General features: G+C 59.8%; 18 protein-coding genes and 6 tRNA genes. 1 reads left to right on the top strand and 23 read right to left on the bottom strand.

The genetic code is table 11. The features are described 5' to 3' along the window. Positions 1-8: 8 nt before the first annotated feature. The 17 genes from ACMLHZ_RS07080 to ACMLHZ_RS07160 form a co-directional block, all read right to left on the bottom strand. Positions 9-497 (bottom strand): deoxycytidylate deaminase, encoded by a 489-nt coding sequence (locus tag ACMLHZ_RS07080; protein WP_418667068.1) that lies wholly within the window; start codon positions 495-497, stop codon positions 9-11. A gap of 110 nt (positions 498-607) precedes the next feature. Next, positions 608-3,130, bottom strand: coding sequence for a response regulator (locus ACMLHZ_RS07085; RefSeq protein WP_418667069.1), 2,523 nt, complete (start codon positions 3,128-3,130; stop codon positions 608-610). Positions 3,131-3,138: 8 nt separating this feature from the next. Beyond that, entirely contained in the window at positions 3,139-4,428 is a 1,290-nt protein-coding gene (locus ACMLHZ_RS07090) for an ABC transporter substrate-binding protein (RefSeq protein ID WP_418667070.1), read from the bottom strand. Between the two features lie 266 nt (positions 4,429-4,694). Beyond that, positions 4,695-4,769 (bottom strand) — tRNA-Cys (locus ACMLHZ_RS07095). 32 nt (positions 4,770-4,801) lie between these two features. Further along, positions 4,802-4,877, bottom strand: a tRNA-Gly gene (locus ACMLHZ_RS07100). 4 nt (positions 4,878-4,881) lie between these two features. Beyond that, positions 4,882-4,957 (bottom strand) — tRNA-Phe (locus ACMLHZ_RS07105). A gap of 3 nt (positions 4,958-4,960) precedes the next feature. Continuing rightward, positions 4,961-5,037: transfer RNA gene (locus ACMLHZ_RS07110), tRNA-Asp, on the bottom strand. 3 nt (positions 5,038-5,040) lie between these two features. After that, positions 5,041-5,116, bottom strand: a tRNA-Val gene (locus ACMLHZ_RS07115). A gap of 3 nt (positions 5,117-5,119) precedes the next feature. Next, positions 5,120-5,195, bottom strand: a tRNA-Gly gene (locus ACMLHZ_RS07120). A gap of 212 nt (positions 5,196-5,407) precedes the next feature. After that, a complete protein-coding gene (hslO, locus tag ACMLHZ_RS07125; protein ID WP_418667071.1) occupies positions 5,408-6,274 on the bottom strand; it encodes an Hsp33 family molecular chaperone HslO in 867 nt (288 codons plus the stop codon). Then, entirely contained in the window at positions 6,267-7,037 is a 771-nt protein-coding gene (locus tag ACMLHZ_RS07130; protein ID WP_418667072.1) for a class I SAM-dependent DNA methyltransferase, read from the bottom strand. The genes hslO and ACMLHZ_RS07130 overlap by 8 nt, the downstream gene beginning before the upstream one ends. Before the next feature lie 4 nt (positions 7,038-7,041). After that, positions 7,042-7,632: a ribosome biogenesis GTP-binding protein YihA/YsxC gene (yihA, locus tag ACMLHZ_RS07135; protein ID WP_418667073.1), complete on the bottom strand. Its 591-nt coding sequence runs from the start codon at positions 7,630-7,632 to the stop codon at positions 7,042-7,044. Positions 7,633-7,650: 18 nt separating this feature from the next. Next, positions 7,651-10,095 carry an endopeptidase La gene (gene lon, locus ACMLHZ_RS07140; RefSeq protein WP_418667074.1) on the bottom strand — a complete coding sequence of 815 codons (2,445 nt, stop codon included), beginning with the start codon at positions 10,093-10,095 and terminating at the stop codon, positions 7,651-7,653. A gap of 187 nt (positions 10,096-10,282) precedes the next feature. Further along, positions 10,283-11,602: an ATP-dependent Clp protease ATP-binding subunit ClpX gene (clpX, locus tag ACMLHZ_RS07145; protein ID WP_418667075.1), complete on the bottom strand. Its 1,320-nt coding sequence runs from the start codon at positions 11,600-11,602 to the stop codon at positions 10,283-10,285. A gap of 24 nt (positions 11,603-11,626) precedes the next feature. Beyond that, the gene (locus ACMLHZ_RS07150; RefSeq protein WP_177564105.1) at positions 11,627-12,211 is read right to left on the bottom strand and encodes an ATP-dependent Clp protease proteolytic subunit; all 585 of its coding nucleotides are present in this window, start codon (positions 12,209-12,211) and stop codon (positions 11,627-11,629) included. Between the two features lie 112 nt (positions 12,212-12,323). After that, entirely contained in the window at positions 12,324-13,628 is a 1,305-nt protein-coding gene (gene tig / locus ACMLHZ_RS07155; protein ID WP_418667076.1) for a trigger factor, read from the bottom strand. A 65-nt stretch (positions 13,629-13,693) separates the two neighbouring features. Next, positions 13,694-14,377, bottom strand: a complete 684-nt coding sequence (locus tag ACMLHZ_RS07160) for a metallophosphoesterase (RefSeq protein ID WP_418667077.1) — start codon at positions 14,375-14,377, stop codon at positions 13,694-13,696. Positions 14,378-14,440: 63 nt separating this feature from the next. Between ACMLHZ_RS07160 and ACMLHZ_RS07165 the strand changes: the two genes are divergently transcribed. Beyond that, entirely contained in the window at positions 14,441-14,602 is a 162-nt protein-coding gene (locus ACMLHZ_RS07165) for a DUF1540 domain-containing protein (RefSeq protein WP_177564114.1), read from the top strand. A gap of 74 nt (positions 14,603-14,676) precedes the next feature. Here the strand turns inward: ACMLHZ_RS07165 and thrC are convergent, their stop codons facing one another. The 6 genes from thrC to rplS form a co-directional block, all read right to left on the bottom strand. Further along, on the bottom strand, positions 14,677-16,146 hold the full coding sequence (gene thrC, locus ACMLHZ_RS07170; protein WP_418667078.1) for a threonine synthase: 1,470 nt from the start codon (positions 16,144-16,146) through the stop codon (positions 14,677-14,679). A gap of 49 nt (positions 16,147-16,195) precedes the next feature. Continuing rightward, entirely contained in the window at positions 16,196-16,561 is a 366-nt protein-coding gene (locus tag ACMLHZ_RS07175; protein WP_418667079.1) for a YraN family protein, read from the bottom strand. A gap of 1 nt (position 16,562) precedes the next feature. Next, on the bottom strand, positions 16,563-17,168 hold the full coding sequence (locus ACMLHZ_RS07180; protein WP_418667080.1) for a ribonuclease HII: 606 nt from the start codon (positions 17,166-17,168) through the stop codon (positions 16,563-16,565). After that, on the bottom strand, positions 17,149-18,054 hold the full coding sequence (gene ylqF, locus ACMLHZ_RS07185) for a ribosome biogenesis GTPase YlqF (protein WP_418667081.1): 906 nt from the start codon (positions 18,052-18,054) through the stop codon (positions 17,149-17,151). The genes ACMLHZ_RS07180 and ylqF overlap by 20 nt, the downstream gene beginning before the upstream one ends. Then, a complete protein-coding gene (gene lepB / locus ACMLHZ_RS07190; protein ID WP_418667082.1) occupies positions 18,051-18,590 on the bottom strand; it encodes a signal peptidase I in 540 nt (179 codons plus the stop codon). The genes ylqF and lepB overlap by 4 nt, the downstream gene beginning before the upstream one ends. Before the next feature lie 133 nt (positions 18,591-18,723). Continuing rightward, positions 18,724-19,065, bottom strand: a complete 342-nt coding sequence (rplS, locus tag ACMLHZ_RS07195; protein WP_418667083.1) for a 50S ribosomal protein L19 — start codon at positions 19,063-19,065, stop codon at positions 18,724-18,726. Positions 19,066-19,108: the final 43 nt, after the last annotated feature.

Here is a 19,108-nt window from a genome sequence, read left to right on the forward strand (position 1 = left end):
CTTTTTATTTAATATCCGAAAACGCCGTCCAGCGATTCGTCGTTCTCCACCCATTCGTTCACTTCCACCACCCGGTACTCGTTCTTGCTGTCGCGGATGTAGATCTTTTCGATCCCCGCGTTGATGACCAGGCGCTTGCACATGGAGCAGCTGTTCGCGTTTTTTACATAGTCGCCGGTGGCCATGTCGATGCCCACCAGGTACAGGGAGCTTCCCAACATTTTGTCCCGCGGGGCGCTGATGATGGCGTTGGCCTCGGCGTGGACGCTGCGGCACAGCTCATACCGCTCGCCCCGGGGGATCCCGAGCTTTTCGCGCAGGCACATATTCATGTCGGTGCAGTTTTTGCGGCCCCGGGGCGCGCCCACATAGCCGGTGGAGATGACCTCATCGTTTTTTACGATCACCGCGCCGTAATGCCGCCGGAGGCAGGTGCCCCGCTGGGACACGCTCTCGGCCAGGTCAAGATAATAATTCACCTTATCGCGCCGCTCCATCTTTAGTCTTGCCACCTTTCGCCACAAATTATTTATTTTCCATTATAGCACAAAGCGCCGAAAAAGCAAAAGCGCCCCCCGGAAAGGGCGCTTTTGCCCGCTTTGCAAGTTCAGGCGCGCAGATATTTTTGTATCTCCTCCATCATGAGCGGAATATCCAGCGGCTTTGCCAGGTGGCTGTTCATACCGGCCCGCCTGGCGGCCTCCACATCCTCGGCAAAGGCGTCGGCCGTGATCGCAAAGATGGGAATGGCAGCGGCGTCGGTGCGGGCCATGGCGCGGATCTGGCGGGCCGCCTCGTAGCCGTTCATGACGGGCATTTGTACGTCCATCAAGATAAGATCAAACTCGCCCGGCGCCGACTGCGCGAACCGCTCCACACATTTTTTGCCGTTGTCCACGATCTCGACCCGGGCGCCGGCGCCCTCCAGCAGCTCGCGGGTGATCTCCTGGTTGAGCTCGTTGTCCTCGGCCATCAGGATACGCCTGCCCCCCAGCTTTACCTCGTTGGCGTTGGCGTGAAGGGGCAGATCCTTGTGCAGGACATATTGAAGGATGCAGCGATACAGCGTGGACTTGAAAAACGGCTTCTGGATGAAGCCCGTGACCCCAGCCTCGGTGGCCTCCTGCTCAATGGGCGCCCAATCGTACGCGGAAAAAATAATGACCGGTACCTCATGCCCTGTTTCCTTTCGGATTGCGCGCACTGTCTGTACGCCGTTTACGCCGGGCATCTTCCAGTCCAGCAGAATGAGATCGTAGTCCCTGCCCTGCCGGTGGGCTTCGAGGGCTTTCTCCACAGCCGCATGGCCGCTTTGAAGCACATCTGCCCGCACGCCCAGCTCACGCAAAAAGCCTTCGGCCAAGCGGCAGGTGGCAGGGTCGTCGTCCGCCACCAGCAGCCGCAGGGCGGGCAGCGGCTGCTGCTCAGACTCGTCGCAGGCCAGCTGCAGATCCAGCTCCACCGTGAAGACCGTGCCCCTGCCCGGCTCACTTTCCACCTGGATCGCGCCGCCCATCATATCCACGATCATTTTGGTGATCGCCATCCCCAGGCCGCTGCCCTCGATCTTATCCACCCGGCTGTCTTTTTCGCGGGTGAACGACTCGAACAGATTTGCCACAAATTCCGGCTTCATCCCAATGCCGCTGTCGGCCACGCGGAAGATAAAATGTGCGCAGCCGGGCTTCTGCGACGCGGTCTCGGTCACATCGACGCTGATCTTGCCCTCCTCGGGTGTGAATTTGGTGGCGTTGGAAAGCAGGTTCAGCAGCACCTGGTTAAGGCGCAGGGAATCAAAGCACAGGATCTCGTGCCGGATTTCATGCAGGCGGATATCAAAGGTCTGATTCCGCTTGCGCACCAAGGGCTGAATGATATTTACCAGCTCTGTCAGGAGCCGCTCCAGGGAAGCCGTGTCGTTGTTGAGGGTCATTTTTCCGCTCTCGATCTTCGACAGATCCAGAATGTCGTTGATCAGCCCGACCAACAGCTGCCCCGACATGGAAATGTTTTTGAGATACTCCCTCACCTTTTCCGGCTCGGCCGCATGGTCCGAGGCCAGCCTTGCCATGCCCACGATGGCGTTCATCGGGGTGCGGATATCGTGCGACATGTTGGACAAGAACTGGCTCTTGGCCAAATTGGCGCTCTCGGCGGCTTTGCGGGCCTTTTCCTCGGCCTTGAGCACCTGGCGGGCGGAATCGCGCGACACCACAAGGAAAGCGGCCAAGATAAAAATGCTGATCACCACAATGAGGAAGAAGATCTGTGAGTTCTGCATGATCGTGTTGGCCTGCTCCATAATGACCCGGTCCGGCACGATGGATACCACATACCAGCCCTCCACAGTTTCCATGGGAACATAGCAAAACACATAGTCTTCCTGCTGGTAGCGAAAACGCGCCACGCCGCGCCGGCCGTTCTCCAACGCGCCGCGAAAGTCCGTGATCTGCTGCGCATCGTTGCCCTGAAGATCAATGATGTCGAACAGATTTTGGAAGGTGCGGTTGCTGTTGGGGTGAAGGGAGCGGATCATGATATCGCCCTGCTGGTTCACCACGTAAGAGAAGCCCGTGTCGCCGTAAAAGCTGAGAGAAAAGCGCTGGGCGATCTCTTTGAGAGGCCGTGTTTTCTGCACATACCCGGGCACCCCGTCCGAAAAGGTAAAGCGCTGGTAGATCCCGATGGTCCACACGCCGGTATAATCATCGATGAACGGTTCGCGAATTCCCCGCCCGCCTTCCAGCCGCTCAAAAACTTCCGCCTGTGCCTCCTCCAGCCTGTACGCCTGATCGGACCGGTTCGTATAGGCGAGGCGCTCCTGCAGATCCGCGCACACATACAGCGCGTCGGCGCCGGCGGCTGCCCCAAGCTGCTCCAAAACGGCGGCGCCTTCGGTCGAGGCCACCTTTTCCAGCCCGGAGGTGATGAACTGGAGGTTCTCCTGATCCTTTTCCACATAAGTGTCCAGCGCGTGGCGGCCCTGGACCGTGACCTCCAAAATATCCGTGACCGCCTTGTTCCAAAGGGAATTCTGCACATTATAAAGGTAATACCACCCCGCCGCCAGAAATGCTGCGATCGCAGCAAGCACGGGGAATAAAAATTTCCGTTTGCGCTTTGATTCCATATGCCATATCACCTTTTCGTGCCGTCCCACTGTTCCAGCAGCGTCCGCATTTGGGCCACCGCCTCGTCCGCATCTCCCCCTTGCAGCATCTCCACGACGCACTGGCGGGTCATATCCCAGATGGGAAAACGGAAGTTATCGTCTGACCCCAACACACTGCGGCCATTGGTCAGATAAGGGCCGATGGCCTGGATGGCGGCGTCCTCTGCCAGCCGGTTTTCGGCCAGGGGGCTGAAGGAGCTTTGGCTGTTCACGAATTCCCACATCACATCGCTGCGGGTGAGATATTCCACAAACGCTTTAGCCTCTTGCAGATGCGGGCTTTCTGCGTTGACGCTGATGCGGGTGTCCACATTTATCACCAGCACGCTGCCGTCCGGCAGGATGGGATACGGGCGCACGTCAAATTTAAAATCCGGCTCCAGTTCCCTCAGGCGCGGCACCGCCCAGGCCCCGGTCAGCATGAACGGCTGTTGGCCCTGTGCAAAAAGAAGCAGGTCGTCCCTGGTCTTTGCCGTTTCCAGCGCCTGTGCGGGGGCGACCCAGCCGCGTCGGATCATTTGCTCCACCAGCTCGAAGCCCGGCCGAAGCGCGGCGGCCAGGTCCTCCCCACCGCTGTTGAAGCGCTCGATCTGCAGGGCGGTGTCACCGCTTTGATACAGGGGGAGAAGGCTTTTTGCAATCACGACCGTTTTCAGGGAAATATCGTTGTTCGCCACGATGGGAACGATACCCTGCGCTGCAAAGTAATCACACACCGCCTCCAGCTCCGCAAGGTTCTCCGGCACTTTTTGCCCGTGCTGCTTTAAGAGGTCCAGATTGCAGTAAAGGCCGAACGCAGAGATGGAGGTGGGCACATACTGAATGGAGCCGGCGGCCGCCATTTGGCTTTGGGCAAGGGGGCTGAAATCCGCCAGCGTGGACAGGTCGGATAGATCCGCCAGCCGCCCCCCGGCGCCCAGCTCCAGCGCGCGCTCGTGATCCACCATAAAAATATCATCGCCGTTGCCGGTGGAAATGCGCTTTTCCAACACATCAAAATACCCCGGGCTTTTAATCCCGTCGTACGAGATCGAGACCTGGGGGTTTTCATCCATATAAGCGTGCAGCGCATCCTCGATGGCGAACACGTTCAGCGCTTCGTACTTGAAGCCAAAAAAGGTGAGCTCGGTCTGGGGGCCGCTGTTCTGGGAACTTACATCGAATACAAGATTCCGACTGCCGGAGGAGCATCCCGCCAGCAGGCCGGCCGCCGCCAGCCCTGCGCAGGCGGCCAGCGCACGTTTGGACTTTTGCATAGGCCATCTTGCCCTTCTTGGGTGAAACCTGTCACCCACCAATTTGTTGGAACGATTTCGCGCCGGTCTTGCGGCGCGGTGCCATGCACCGCAGATAACTGTTTTTATTATAACATGGAAAAAACGAGGGCACAACAAAGAAGCTTCACCGATCGCCTCTTTTTTGCCCGGCTCTTTTGCGCTTTTGCGGGCCGCCCGGCATTCCAGGCGGCCGGGATCAACAAAAACGGGCTTTTGAAATCACTTCAAAAGCCCGTTTTCTGAATTGGAGGTGCCGACCAGATTTGAACTGGTGAATGAAGGTTTTGCAGACCTTTGCCTTACCACTTGGCCACGGCACCGTATATGACCGGCAAAGCCGGTATTTTATGTGTGGAGCGGCTTACGAGGCTCGAACTCGCTACCTCCACCTTGGCAAGGTGGCGCTCTACCAGATGAGCTAAAGCCGCAAAATGGTGCCTCCGATCGGAATCGAACCAATGACACGGGGATTTTCAGTCCCCTGCTCTACCAACTGAGCTACAGAGGCAAATGGCGACCCGGATGAGGCTCGAACTCACGACCTCTAGCGTGACAGGCTAGCGTTCTAACCAACTGAACTACCGGGCCACATGGTGGAAGTTAACGGGCTCGAACCGCTGACCCTCTGCTTGTAAGGCAGATGCTCTCCCAGCTGAGCTAAACTTCCAAATGGAGCGGCTTACGAGGCTCGAACTCGCTACCTCCACCTTGGCAAGGTGGCGCTCTACCAGATGAGCTAAAGCCGCAGACCATGGGGTTTTGAGCCGCCTTGCGTCTGCCGGCGACGTTGATTATTTTACCGTATCTTGCCTGTTTTGTCAAGTCAATTGTGGAACTTTTTTTAGTTTGCGCTCTTTGCCCTGAAAGCATACGGCAAAGAGCGCTTTTTTACACAAAACACAAAAAAACAGCTGCGGGCACTTTGCCGCCCGGTGTGCGGCGGCAGCAGGCTGCACGGTCAAAGCTCGCGCAGCAGTTGTGCCGCATCCACCCGATATTTTTTGTCGCAGAACTGGCAGTTCACTTCTACCGTGCCCTCTTTTTCGGCCATGTCGGCCAGTTCTTCTCTGCCCATGCTCACAAGGGCGCGTTCCACCCGCTCGCGGGAGCAATCGCAGCGGTAGGCCACCGTATGTTCATCCAGCACCTGGGGGGCAAAACCTTCCATTACCCGCTCCATGATCTGTTTTGGGCCCAGCCCCTCCTGCAAGAGCGCCGTAACGCCGGGAAGGGCGGCCACATTCGCCTCCAGCCGGCTGATCTCCTGCTCGGTGGCACCGGGCAGCAGCTGCACCAGGTACCCCCCCGCGCAGGCTACCGTGAGATCCGGGTTGACCAGCACCCCCAGCGCGCACACGGTGGGAATCTGCTCGCTGACGGCATAATAAGCGGTGATATCCTCCGCCACCTCGCCGGAGACCAGGGGGATCTGCCCCACATAGGGCTCTTTCAGCCCCAGGTCGCGCACCACGCTCAAGGTTCCCGCCCTGCCCACAGCGGCGCCCACGTTCAGCTTGCCGTCCGGCCGCAGGGGCAGTTCCACCACAGGGTTCTGCACATACCCCTTCACGCAGCCCCTGCCGTCGGCCACCGCCAGAACAATGCCTGCCGGGCCGCCGCCGTTCATGCGCAGCGTGATGGAATCCCGCTCGCTTTTCAGCATGACGCCCATCATGGCGGCCGCCGTGAGCAGGCGCCCCAGCGCCGCGCTGGTGACCGCACTGGTGGCGTGGATTCGTTCGGCCTCCCGCGCCAGGGCGGTGGAATCCACCCCGCAGAACACCACGCCTCCATCCTCGGAAATTCCCCGTATCATGTTATACATTCGATTGTTTCTCCATCTGTGTATATTGTTTGACCGCGGTAAAACACATGCGCTGGCTTTCCGGGCGCAGGGGACCGAAGGTTTCCCCGTCGCAGACCGTCTCCACCGAGAAGCCGCAGCGCTCCAGCACCGCCCGCACATAGTCCAGTTCGTAGGTATACTCGGTGAATTCTTCCTGAAAGCTCTCCCCTGTGTCCAGGTAAGAAATCTGAAGGGAGATATCCACCCGGTCGCCCGACACGCTGCAGCGGTTTTGCCAGCGGCACACCGCATCCGGCCCCTCCACCTGAAAGGTGTTGTGCGCCAGGATCTGCCGGTGCTTGTAGGGGGTGTTCAGGTCGAACACAAACACGCCGCCCTTTTCCATAAAAAAGGCCGCCCGATACACAGCCTGCTCAAAATGCTCTTTGGGGCCGATGTGGTTGAGGGTATCGAAGGTGGACACCGCCGCGTGGATGGTACCGTAAAGATCCAGCGCCAGAATATCCTGCTGCAGCAAAAGCAGGCGGCCGGCCACCCCCAATTCCTCGGCTTTTTCCCGCAGCACCGCCAGCATCTCTTCCGATTGATCCACCCCGATCATATCATAGCCGGCCTGGGTCAGCATGAGGGTAAGATCGCCGGTGCCGCACCCCAGATCCGCCACAATCCCGGTTTCAAGGCCGTGGTCTTTCAGCCGCGCCCGCACATAGGTGTAAAGGGCCTCGTAATCGGCCTCGCCGTTCAACTCATCATAAAAATAGGCGAACTCGTTGTAAGCCACGGCGTTATTCCCCGCTTTCCAGGCTGCTTTGCAGAAATGCCTGCAATTCGGGGATGCCCGTGCCCTTTTCGCTGCTGGTAAGCACAACGGCTTTACACCCATAAGGTATGCAAAGAGCCTCAAATTCAGCGGGAACGGCGGCGGCCTCGCTCTTTTTCAGCTTGTCGGCCTTGGTCAGGGCCACAAGAAACGGGATTTTGCGAAAGCGCAGGTATTCCAGCATTTGAAGATCGTCGGCCGAGGGGGCGTGCCGGCAGTCCAGCAGCTGCACCAGCAGCACGCTTTGGCGGCCGGCGTCGAAATAGCTGTTGATAAGCTCATCCCAGCGCTGCCGGTCCGCGCCGGACACCTTGGCATAGCCATACCCCGGCAAGTCCACGAAATAGACGCCGTCCACCGTGTAAAAGTTGATCGTGGCAGTTTTGCCCGGGGTGGAACTGACCCGCGCCAGGTTTTTGCGGCTGCACAGGCGGTTGATCAGGCTGGATTTACCCACGTTGGACCGGCCGGAAAACACAAATTCCGGCCGGTCGCTTTCCGGCAGCTGGCTGGAAAGCCCGTAGGAAGCTTTAAATTCTGCTTTTTGATAGTTCATACCGTTTGCTTTGCTCCTTTATTGGCGCACCGCCTGTGGGGCGGGCTGCACGCCCCGCTGCCCCAGCGGAACAGCGGCTGCGGCCGCTTTTTTCCCCTGCGGCTTTTCCAGCGCTTTGGGCCAGAGGAGGGCCTGATGCAGCACCTCGTCCAATTCATTCACAGGCACAAAACGGATCGCCTTTTTTACCTCTTCGTCCACCTCGTACAGATCGCTCAGGTTCCCCTGCGGGATCAATACGGTCTTGATCCCCTCCCGATACGCGGCCATGCTCTTTTCCTTCAGGCCGCCTATGGGCAGCACATTGCCGTGCAGGGTGATCTCACCGGTCATGGCCACATCTGCCCGCACCGGCATGCCGGAAAGGCAGGAGATCAGGGCGGTGGTCAGGGTAACGCCCGCGCTGGGGCCGTCTTTTGGCACGGCGCCCTCGGGCGCGTGAATGTGCAGATCGCAGCTTTTAAGGCAGGCGGGGTCGATGCCGTAGGCCGCCGCATGCACCCGGGCATAGGTGACGGCAAGCTTTGCACTTTCCTTCATCACATCTCCCAGCGAGCCTGTGAGCTCGATCTTGCCGGTTCCCCCGGGCACAGCCTGAACCTCGATGGGCAGCAGTTCGCCGCCCACGCTGGTCCAGGCCAGGCCGTTTGTAATGCCCACCGCATTGGTGCGGTTGTGGAAGTCCGGCTTGATGCGCCGCGGCCCCAAAAGCTTTTCCAGGCCGGCCGCCGTCACTGTTACCTTTTCGGTTTCGCCCGCCGCGATCTGCCGGGCGCATTTGCGCAGCACATCGGTGATCGCGCGTTCCAGCCCGCGCACGCCCGCTTCCCGGGTGTAACCGTCGATCAGGCCGTACAGCGCGCCCTGGGTCAGGTTCACCTTTCCCGCAAGGCCGTTGTTCCTGAGCTGCTTCGGCAGCAAATGGCGCTTTGCAATGTTGTATTTTTCCACCCTTGTATAGCTGGGCAGTTCGATCACATCCATCCGGTCCAGCAGGGGCGCCGGCACGGTGGACAGGTCGTTGGCCGTGGTGATGAAAAGCACCTGCGACAGATCGAACGGGATATCCAGATAATGATCCTTAAAGGTCTTGTTCTGCTCCGGGTCCAGAGCTTCCAGCAGCGCCGCGGCCGGGTCGCCCCGAAAGTCGCTTGCGAGCTTATCGATCTCATCCAAAAGAAGCAGCGGATTCATGCTTTTGGCAGTGTTTACCGCGCTGATGATTTTGCCCGGCATTGCGCCGATATACGTGCGCCGATGACCCCGGATCTCGGCTTCGTCCCGCACGCCGCCCAGGCTCATGCGGGCGTAGCGGCGGTTCATGCAGGCGGCGATGGAACGCGCAATGCTGGTCTTGCCCACACCGGGAGGGCCCACCAGGCAAATGATCTGGCCTTTTACTTCCGGGCTTAGTTTGCGCACGGCCAGCAGTTCCAGAATGCGGTCCTTCACCTTTTTCAGGCCGTAATGCTCCCGGTCCAGCAGCGCTGCGGCACGGCCGATGTCCAGATCATCTTGGGTATATTGCCCCCAGGGCAGCCCAAGGCAGGTGTCCAGATAGGTGCGGATCACCGCCGCCTCCTGGCCGCTGGCCTGCATGCGTGCAAAGCGCTCGGCCTCTTTTACCAGCTTTTCCCGGGCTTCCTCCGGCAGTTCCAGCGAGTTGATCTGCTCCAGGTACCGCTCGGCCTCAAAACGCACGTCATCATCCTCGTCCAGTTCGGTGGCGATGGCGCGCATCTGCTCCCGCAGGTAATAGTCCCGCTGGTTTTTTTCCATCTGGTCGTTGACCTTGTCCTGAATTTCTTTTTCCAGCTCCAGCACCTGGTTTTCCCGCCCCAAAAGCTCCAGCGTAACCTGCAGCCGGCCCAGCAGGGTGCTCTCGTCCAGCACGGCCTGTTTATCCTGGTATTTAAAAAGCAGGTTGGCTGCCATATATTCGCTCAAAAATTCCGGGCTGGAATTCGTGAGGATGTTGTAGACCACGTCCTTGGGCATGCGGGGGTTCAGGGTAAGATAGCGCTCAAATCCGGCCTTCAGGCTGCGCACCACAGCCTCGGCTTCCACGCCGCGCCCTGAGCGCAGACCGCGCACCGGCGCATCCTTAATGGAGGCCATGAGCATGGTTTCCCCCTGTTCCAGGCCCACCAGCCGCGCGCGGTGCTTGCCCTCGACCAGGATCTTTACCAGCTCGTCGGACACGCGCAGCAGCTGCTTGACCTCGGCCACCACGCCGTAGCGGTACAGGTCCTCGGTGGCGGGCTCTTCGGTGTCCATCTCGCGCTGTGTTACCAGAAAGATCTGGCTGTTATTGGCCATTGCCCACTCTACCGCCGCAATGCTTTTGGCGCGCCCCACTTCAAAGTGCACCACATTGTTGGGGAATACCACCAAGCCCCGCAGTGCGATGGCGGGCAGGCGCTGCACGTTGTGTTCGACCTTGACTTTTACTCGTTCCGACATGGTGAGGGACCTCCCTATAAAAGCGCCCTTCTCAGGGCGGGAATGATTGTTTATAGTTCCTTATTATACACAAAAAAGGTGGACGGTTCAAGCACAGCGTTCTTTTGCGGCATTTTTTAAGAATATATACTGATAAAAAAGAGCGCCCCGGAAGCCTGGGGCGCTCTGACGCGCTTGCGAGGGGTGGTTATACCACCGGAACAGTGCTTTTATACCGTTTACGCACAGCGCCGTATTCCAGCTGGGGCTTTTCGCCCTCCACCGCCTCCGGGGTAACAATTACCCGAATGATGGTGGGGTCGCTGGGTACCTCGAACATGATGGGGATCAAAAGGCCCTCCACCACGCTGCGCAGGCCCCGGGCGCCGCTCTTTCGCTCAATGGTTTTTTTCGCCACTGCGCGCAGGGCTTCGTCGGTAAATTCCAGCTCCACATTGTCCATGCGGAACAGGGCCTGATATTGCTTTACGATGCTGTCCTTCGGTTCTTTGAGCACCCGGATCAGGGCGTCCTCGTCCAGCGGGTCCAGCACAGTGACCACGGGCAGCCGGCCGATCAGCTCGGGGATCAGCCCGAATTTGACCAGGTCGTGGGGTTCCACCTTGCGCAGCAGGTTCTGCTTTTCGCGCAGCGAAGTATCCTTCAGCTGGCTGTTAAAGCCCAGCGCCGAGGTATCGGTGCGGCGCTGAATGTATTTTTCCAGGCCGTCGAACGCGCCGCCGCAGATAAACAGGATGTTTTTGGTGTTGATCTGAATGAACTCCTGCTGCGGATGCTTGCGGCCGCCCTGGGGGGGCACGTTGCTCACAGTGCCCTCCAGGATCTTGAGCAGCGCCTGCTGCACGCCCTCGCCGCCCACATCACGGGTGATGGAGGGGTTTTCGCTTTTGCGGGTGATCTTGTCGATCTCATCAATATAAATGATGCCGATCTCGGCGCGCTGCACATCGAAATCCGCCGCCTGAATGAGCTTGAGCAGAATGTTTTCCACATCCTCGCCCACATAGCCCGCCTCGGTAAGGGTGGTGGCGTCCGCAATGGCAAAGGGAACGCCCAGCATTTTGGCCAGGGTCTGGGCCAAAAGGGTCTTGCCCACGCCGGAGGGGCCCAGCAGCAGAACGTTGCTCTTCTGCAGCTCCACATCGCCGCCCTGGCCGCTCAGAATGCGCTTGTAGTGGTTGTACACCGACACCGCCAGCACCCGTTTGGCTTCGTCCTGCCCAATGACGTACTGATCCAGCCCCGCCTTGATCTCGGCAGGGGTAAGCACGTTCACGGGCTCGCGCGTGGGGGCGGCATGGCTTTGCCCGCGCCGGCCGGGACCCGCCTTGGGCGGCACGTCCGGCTTGCCTTCCTCGTCCAGCAAGGAATGGCACAGGGTGATACACTCGTTGCAGATGTTCACCCCGGGACCAATGATCATGCGCTCCACATCGTCCTGGCTTTTACCGCAGAAGCTGCAGTGAAGCGTTTTTTCCTTCTCTTTCCCGGAATTGTTGTTCGGCATAAATCGCTTTTCCTTTTTTCGGTTTTATCGGTGTTCGATCACGGCATCGATCAAGCCGTACTCGGCCGCGGCCTGCGCCGAAAGGAAATTATCCCGCTCGGTGTCGGCGGCGATCTTTTCCAGCGGCTGGCCGGTATACTGGCTGAGCAGCTCGTTCATCTTCTGGCGGGTGCGCACCAGGTGGTCGGCGTGGATCTTGATGTCGGTGGTCTGGCCCTGCAGCCCGCTCATCAGGGGCTGATGGATCAGGATCTCCGCGTTCGGCAGCGCAAGGCGTTTGCCCTTTGTGCCGCTGGCCAGCAGAAACGCGCCCATAGAGGCGGCCAGGCCCATGCAGATGGTGGAAACATCGCACTTGATGTATTTCATGGTGTCGTGAATGGCCATGCCGGCACTGATGGAGCCGCCCGGGCTGTTGATATACAGGCTGATATCCTTGTCGGGGTCCTGCCCCTCAAGATACAGCAGCTGGGCCACCACCAGGCTGGCGGTGGTGTCGTTCACCTCGTCGCTCAGCATGATGATGCGGTCGTTCAAAAGGCGGGAAAAAATGTCGTAAGAGCGCTCGCCGCGGGCAGTTTGTTCGATCACGTAAGGAACCAAACTCATAGTAATGCCTCCTGTTTTGAAAGTGCAAGCTGCCTGCAAATTGACCGACACGGCAGCGAGTGCGCGCATCGGTCAACGCAGAGCAGCTTATGTAACGGTGCGCAAAAACAAATTACTCCTTGTCTTTTGCGACCTTGTTTTCGATGATCTCGGCCTTTTCCTTAATGAAGTCGATGGCCTTGTTCACGGCCAGGTCCTTTTTGACCTCGGCCTCGCTCACCAGCTCCTTGACCTTTTCGACCTCCATCTTGTAGGCGTCGGCAATGCGCTGCATCTCGGCCTCAAAGTCTTCCTGGCTGGCCTCGATCTTTTCCTGGGCGGCCACGGCCTCCAGGGCCAGGCGGATCTTGACCTGCTTTTCAGCCTGCTCCTTAAAGGAGGCGCGGAAGGTCTCCATGGTCTGGCCCATGTACTGCAGATACATCTCCAGCTTCAGGCCCTGCTGCTGCAGCCGGTACTCAAAGTCGCGCACCAATTCGTCCAGCCGGCTCTCGTACATGGCGTCGGGGATATCGCCCTCGATCGTGCCAATGACCTGGTCCACCAGATCGTTTTCCACCTGCAGCGAAGCCTGCTTCTCGTTTTGCTCTTCCATGCCCTTGCGGATGCTGGCTTTCAGCTCATCCAGGGTGTCGTACTCGCTCACGTCCTTGGCGAACTCGTCGTCCAGAACGGGCATCTCCTTGGTCTTGACCTCGTGCAGCTTGATCTTGAACACAGCGGCCTTGCCGGCCAGCTCGGCGGCCTGGTACTCCTCGGGGAAGGTTACGTTCACCTCGAACTCCTCGCCGGCGGCGTGGCCCACCACCTGCTCTTCAAAGCCGGGGATGAAGCTGCCGCTGCCCAGCACCAGGCTGTAATGCTCGGCCTTGCCGCCCTCGAAGGCCTCGCCGTCCACAAAGCCCTCAAAGTCCAGATCCGCGGTATCGCCGTTTTCGGCTGCGCCCTCACGGGTCACGATGCGGGCGTTGCGGTCCTGCATGCGGGCCAGCTCGGCGTCCACGTCGGCGTCGCTCACAGTATTGACGTTCTTGGTGGCCTTTAAACCAGTGTAGCCGCCCACCTTGATCTCGGGCTTAACGGGCACGGTGACCTTGAGCACCACGCCCTCTTCCAGATTTTCAGAAACAACATCCGCCTCGGGGCGGCCCACCGGCTCAATGGCTGCCTCTTTCACCGCAGCCTCATAAGCTTCCGGGAACAGGTCGTTGATGGCATCATAGTGGAAGATATCGGCGCCATACATTTTTTCGATCACGGTGCGGGGCGCATGGCCCTTGCGGAAGCCGGGCACATTGTACTTTTTGCCCTCGCGCTTGAACGCTTTATCGATGGCAGCCTTAAAAGTTTCGGCGTCGACCGAAAATTGCAGTTCATGCATGCTCTTTTCGAGCTTTTCACTTTTGACGAGATTCATTCTATTTCCTCCATACAAAGAAATTCAGTTTATTATAGCACGCCCGGCATGAAAAAGCTAGGGTTTCACAAAACTTTATAGGGGCAAAAGCCCAGGGAATCCGCCGAAATCAGGCGGTATTCCACCCCATCCACAACGCCCTGCACCGCCCGGCGGATCGAGGCCCCGTGCAGGTGCCCATAAAAGCAGCGCTTTACGCCGTATTCGCCCAGCATCGCCGTGATTTGGGGCGCCGAAGCCCCGGGAAACACCGGCGGGTAGTGCAGAAAGACCAGCTTTTCCAGCCCTGCCCCCGCCGCCTCCAGGCTCATGCGCAGGCGCCCCAGCTCCCGGGCCATGACCTTTTCGTCGTGCGCCTCGCCCGGCTCGAACATCCAGCTGCGGGTGCCGCACAGGGCTTTTCCCTCCGCCGTGCAGGAGTTGTTGTGCAAAAGGCGCAGGCTGCCAAAGCCCTGTGCGGCAAACCAGGTTTCCATTTTGCGGGCGGTGCACCACCAATAGTCGTGGTTGCCCTTGAGCAGCAGCTTTTGGCCGGGCAGCCCCTCTAAAAAAGCAAAATCTGCCGCTGTGTCCTCCAATTTCATGGCCCAGCTGATGTCCCCCGCGATCACCACCGTGTCCTGCGGCTGCACCAGCCTGCGCCAATTGGCTTCGAGCCGCTGCACATATCCCTGCCAGCCCGGGAACACGTCCATGGGTTTTTGCGCCCCCAGCGAGAGGTGCAGGTCCCCAATTGCAAAAATTGCCATAAAAAACTCCTTATAAGCCGCGCGAAAGAGCGCACAATAGACAGCGTAAAGGGGGAAATGAAGATGGAAAATAAAAATGAGCCGATCATCAACGGCGTCTGCTGCGACGTTATGAACTGTGTTTACAATAACGGCGCCTGCTGCTGCACTGCGGGTACCATCCAAGTAAACAACTGTTCCGACGATCCCGGCAGAACAAAATGCGAGACCTTCCGCGAGGTATAAATACACCCGCGGGGCCCCGCCCGAAACGGCCCGCTAAAGCCTTGGGGTTTAGCGGGCCGTTTTTTTGTTTGCTTTTACTTTCTGCCAAGGGCCACATCGGCGATTTCTTCGGGCCGGATGGTCTGCCGAAAACGCTCGGGTAGGGTGCGCAGGCCCGCCAGAGCAGCCGGCGCAGGCTGGCCTGTGTGCCTTGCCAGAGCCTCCATGGCCTCAAATTCGCCCTGCGGCGCGGGCTGGCCCAGCGCCGCCAGCACATCTCCCGGGAATTTGAAGGGGCTGGCGGTGGAGAGCACCACCATGGGCGCCGCGCCGCCACTGCGGGCGCGGTATTCTCGGGCAGCCTTAAAAGCCACTGCGGTGTGGGGATCGCACAGGTAACCCGCCCTTTCGAACTGGGTGCGAAGCTCTGCCGCGGCCTGCGCGTTGTCGGCGCAGCCGGCGGCAAACTCTGCGCGGATGCGCTCCATCACGGCGGGCTCCACCTCGTACCGGCCGTTGCTGGCCAGGCTTTCCATCCAGCCGCGCACCTTCGCTGCATCCCCGGCCGCATGGTACAAAAGCCGTTCCAGGTTCGAGGAAACAAGGATATCCATGGAGGGCGAGGTGGTGCGGAAAAACGCGCGCCGGGCGTCGTATACGCCGGTGGCAAAAAAATCGGTGAGCACATTGTTTTGGTTGGAGGCGCACACCAGCATCCCTACGGGCAGGCCCATGCGCTTTGCATACCAGCCGGCCAGGATATCGCCAAAATTGCCGGTGGGAACACAAAAATCGACCTTGTCCCCCAGGGTTACGGCCCCCTGCTCCAGCAGCTGCTGGTAAGCGGCGAAGTAATAAACGATCTGCGGCACCAGCCGCCCCCAGTTGATGGAGTTTGCACTGGACAGCTGCACACCCCGCTGCGCCAGTTCGTCCTGCACCATCCGGCTTCCAAACACCAGTTTCACGCCGCTTTGTGCGTCGTCAAAATTGCCCTGCACCGCGTAAACCGCCACGTTTTCGCCGGGCTGGGTGGTCATTTGCAGGCGCTGTATCTCACTGGTGCCATGGCTGGGATAAAACACCGCAATGCGCGCCCCGGGCACGTCCCGGTAGCCTTCCAGGGCGGCTTTGCCCGTGTCGCCGGAGGTGGCCACCAAAATAAAGGTGGTCTCTTCCCTGCCCAGGCTTCGCTTTGCCTCCACCAGCAGGCGCGGCATGAGCTGAAGCGCGTAATCCTTAAAGGCACAGGTGGGGCCGTGCCACAACTCCAGCGCATACATGCCGTCGGCAGCCCGCGCCAGCGGGGCGGGCCTTGCGCCGAAGCGCGGGCCATAGACCTCTGCGGCGGCCCGCCGCAGGAACGCCGGGTCATAATCGGTCAAAAAAGCGCCCAGCACTTCCGCGGCCAGGGCGGGATACTCCCGCTTGGCAAGCAGCACTTCCAGGTCCGCTGCCGGAATCTGTGCGGGCACGAACAGCCCGCCGTCCTCTGAAAGGCCCTGTGTGATCGCCTGCCGAGCGCCGGCAAAGCGCCCCGCATCCCTTGTGCTGCAAAACTGCATGTTGTTTCCCCCTTCTTTCCCTCTTCAGCAAAGCCGGCGGGGCGCCGCCCTACAGCCCGGCCTCAAATGCGCTTTTGATACAATGGATCCGGTACCCGCCCGGCACACAGCCCACTTCCACCACATCGAACCGCACCTGGCGTTCGGTGAGGCCATTTTGCTGCAAATAGCGCTTCGCGGCCAGCAAAATGCGGCGCTGCTTTGCCGTGTCCACCGCCTCCGCCCCGGAAAACAGGGCGCGCTGGCCCCGGGTCTTCACCTCAGCAACAACAATGACGCCCCGGTCCTCCAGGATCAGATCCAGCTCGCCCTGGCGGGTGCGGTATCCGTGGGCCAGCAGCCGGCAGCCCCGGTCCAGATAATACTTTGCCGCAGCCGCCTCGCCCCGCCGGCCGCGCTCCTGCCGGTCCGTCACCTCAATACCCCTGCTTTTTCAAAAAAGAGCGGCGGTAAAAGGGCTGAAGCCCGTACTGCGCCAAAAGCTCATAGTGCAGCTTTGTGGGGTAGCCCTTGTGCTTTGCCAGCTGATATTGCGGGTACTGGGCGTCCAGCTCCCGCATATAGCGGTCCCTGCTGACCTTGGCCAGAACCGATGCGGCGGCAATGCTGGCGCTGCACGCGTCGCCTTTTACCTGGGCCGCGGCGGCGATGGCAAGGCCCGGGGGCACGCGGTTGCCGTCCACCAAAACGAACCCGGGCGCCGGGCAAACCCCTTCCACCGCCTGGCGCATGCCGTCCATGGTGGCCCAGAGAATGTTCTTCCGGTCAATCTCCTCCGGCCCCACAAACACGATGCTGCAGGCCAGCGCGCGGGCTTTGATCTGTTCAAACAGCGCCTCGCGCTTTTTTTCGCTGAGCTTTTTGGAATCGTTCACGCCATCGATCGGGTCGGCCGGATTCAAAATGACCGCCGCACAGCACACCGGGCCGCAAAGCGGGCCGCGGCCCGCCTCGTCGACCCCGCAGAACACCCCGTGGGCAGCGCGCACCCCGTCGTCAAACTCATACAATGGGCTGTTCATCCGGCTTTCCTTTCTGCGGGGGCGCTTCCAGGGTGATCCGCCCCCACTTGCTGGCCCTGAATTCATCCACCACCATCACGGCGGCCCGCTCGGTGTTCACCTCGCCGCCGCTGACCAGCATGCCGCGCCTGCGGCCGATCTCCTGCAGCAGCTCCCAGGGGGCGAGCCCCAGCTGCTGGGCGCTGAGCTTGTAGCGCCCGGCCAGCTTTTCCGGGCAGACCGCCTGCATCTGCGCCAAAAGGCCCATGGCCAGCTCTTCGATATCCAGAATATCATCTTTTATGGAGCCAATAAAGGCAAGGTTTGTGGCGGTTTCCAAACTGTCGAACTTTTTCCATAAAACGCCCGGCATGTCCAAAAGGTCGTAGCCTTCCGCCGTTACCCATTGTTTGCCGCGGGTCACGCCCGGCCGGTCCGCGGCCTTGGCGCGGGCCTCGCCCGCAAAATTATTGATAAAAGTGGATTTGCCCACATTGGGAATGCCCACCACCATGACCCGGGTGCGGGCGCCGGCCATGCCCTTGCCCGCCCGGCGGGCAAGCAAGGCCTCCAGCTCCCGCCCAATGGCTGTGCGCACCTTTGCGGCGCTGCCCTTTTGTTTTGCGCTGATCGCCACACAGCCCGCGCCCTCCCGGTGAAAATAGTCCACCCAGGCGCGGGTGAGCGCGTCGTCGGCCAGGTCGGCCTTATTCAGCACATACAGCCGGGGCTTGCCCGCGGTGAGCTGCTGGAGCTCGGGGTTCAGGCTGCTTTGGGGAATGCGGGCGTCCAGAAGCTGCAAAACCACATCCACGTTTTTCAGATCCGCCTCGATCAGGCGCAGAGTCTTTGCCATGTGGCCCGGAAACCACTGGATGCTGCGGCGGTTCACAAATTCCTGGCTCATTGGATGCTCCCTATCTTGTTCAATGGGAAAACGCGCAGGAGCACCTTTCCCAAAATATCGCGCTCGTCGATAAAGCCCACGCTGGCAAAACGGCTGTCGGTGGAATGCTGGCGGTTATCGCCCATGAGGAAAAGCGAGCCCTCCGGCACGGTGAGCGGAAAGGGCATGTTGCCCGCCACCCGGGTGAGCTCGGCGGTATACGGCTCGTCCAGGGCCTTGCCGTTCACATAGACCACGCCTTCGTCGGTGTTCAGGTCCACCAGGTCGCCGCCCTTTGCGATGACCCGCTTTACCAGGGGCTTTCCATAGTTGATGTAGCCGTCCAGCACCACCACGTCGCCCCGCTGCGGGGTGTAAAAGGTGCTTTGAATCAGCAGCCGGTCGCCGTTTTGCAGGGTGTGTTCCATCGAGTGGCCGCTCACCACCACAATGCGCGCCGCAAAGGTGAACACCAGCACCAGAACAGCCAGCGCGAACACCAGGGCGTCGTACCAATCCAAAAGATCCAGGTTGCGCTGAAAACGCTTTTCTTCCATTGTGCGCGGCCCTCCCCGCCTGCCGCCCGGCCACTGGGGCCCCGCGGCACAAAATTGCCCAAAACAGGCTTTTTTTATTTTACCATATAACGAAAAAAGGGACAATATACATTGTCCCTTTTGTTCGCGATGATCAGATGCGTTCCTTGACCTTGGCAGCCTTGCCGGTGCGGCTCCGCAGATAGAAAAGCTTCGCACGGCGGACCTTACCGCGGCGAACGACCTCCACTTTTTCCACGAAGGGCGAATTGATGGGGAACACGCGCTCCACGCCCACGCCGTAAGAAGTGCGGCGAACGGTAAAGGTTTCGGCCACGCCGCCATGCTTTTTGGCGATCACGGTGCCCTCGAAGGCCTGGATGCGCTCGCGCTCGCCTTCCTTGATGCGGACCGACACGCGAACAGTGTCACCCACTTCAAATTTGGGCTTGTTCTCTTTGATCATGCCCTCGGTGATGATCTTCATTGCGTCCATTGATGAATCCTCCATTTTTTTGCGGCGTTCATACCCGGCACAC

Source organism: Allofournierella sp., from assembly GCF_048388525.1.
Lineage (GTDB): Bacteria > Bacillota > Clostridia > Oscillospirales > Ruminococcaceae > BQOK01.

Bases quoted from the DNA above. Each gene is read 5' to 3' on its own strand.
- hslO (WP_418667071.1), bottom strand. From the start codon at position 6,274: ATGTATAACATGATACGGGGAATTTCCGAGGATGGAGGCGTGGTGTTC.
- ACMLHZ_RS07180 (WP_418667080.1), bottom strand. From the start codon at position 17,168: ATGAACAGCCCATTGTATGAGTTTGACGACGGGGTGCGCGCTGCCCAC.
- rplS (WP_418667083.1), bottom strand. From the start codon at position 19,065: ATGGACGCAATGAAGATCATCACCGAGGGCATGATCAAAGAGAACAAG.
- ACMLHZ_RS07080 (WP_418667068.1), bottom strand. From the start codon at position 497: ATGGAGCGGCGCGATAAGGTGAATTATTATCTTGACCTGGCCGAGAGC.
- ACMLHZ_RS07085 (WP_418667069.1), bottom strand. From the start codon at position 3,130: ATGGAATCAAAGCGCAAACGGAAATTTTTATTCCCCGTGCTTGCTGCG.
- ACMLHZ_RS07150 (WP_177564105.1), bottom strand. From the start codon at position 12,211: ATGAGTTTGGTTCCTTACGTGATCGAACAAACTGCCCGCGGCGAGCGC.
- lon (WP_418667074.1), bottom strand. From the start codon at position 10,095: ATGTCGGAACGAGTAAAAGTCAAGGTCGAACACAACGTGCAGCGCCTG.
- yihA (WP_418667073.1), bottom strand. From the start codon at position 7,632: ATGAACTATCAAAAAGCAGAATTTAAAGCTTCCTACGGGCTTTCCAGC.
- lepB (WP_418667082.1), bottom strand. From the start codon at position 18,590: ATGGAAGAAAAGCGTTTTCAGCGCAACCTGGATCTTTTGGATTGGTAC.
- ylqF (WP_418667081.1), bottom strand. From the start codon at position 18,054: ATGAGCCAGGAATTTGTGAACCGCCGCAGCATCCAGTGGTTTCCGGGC.
- ACMLHZ_RS07090 (WP_418667070.1), bottom strand. From the start codon at position 4,428: ATGCAAAAGTCCAAACGTGCGCTGGCCGCCTGCGCAGGGCTGGCGGCG.
- ACMLHZ_RS07165 (WP_177564114.1), top strand. From the start codon at position 14,441: ATGGAAAATAAAAATGAGCCGATCATCAACGGCGTCTGCTGCGACGTT.
- clpX (WP_418667075.1), bottom strand. From the start codon at position 11,602: ATGCCGAACAACAATTCCGGGAAAGAGAAGGAAAAAACGCTTCACTGC.
- thrC (WP_418667078.1), bottom strand. From the start codon at position 16,146: ATGCAGTTTTGCAGCACAAGGGATGCGGGGCGCTTTGCCGGCGCTCGG.
- ACMLHZ_RS07160 (WP_418667077.1), bottom strand. From the start codon at position 14,377: ATGGCAATTTTTGCAATTGGGGACCTGCACCTCTCGCTGGGGGCGCAA.
- tig (WP_418667076.1), bottom strand. From the start codon at position 13,628: ATGAATCTCGTCAAAAGTGAAAAGCTCGAAAAGAGCATGCATGAACTG.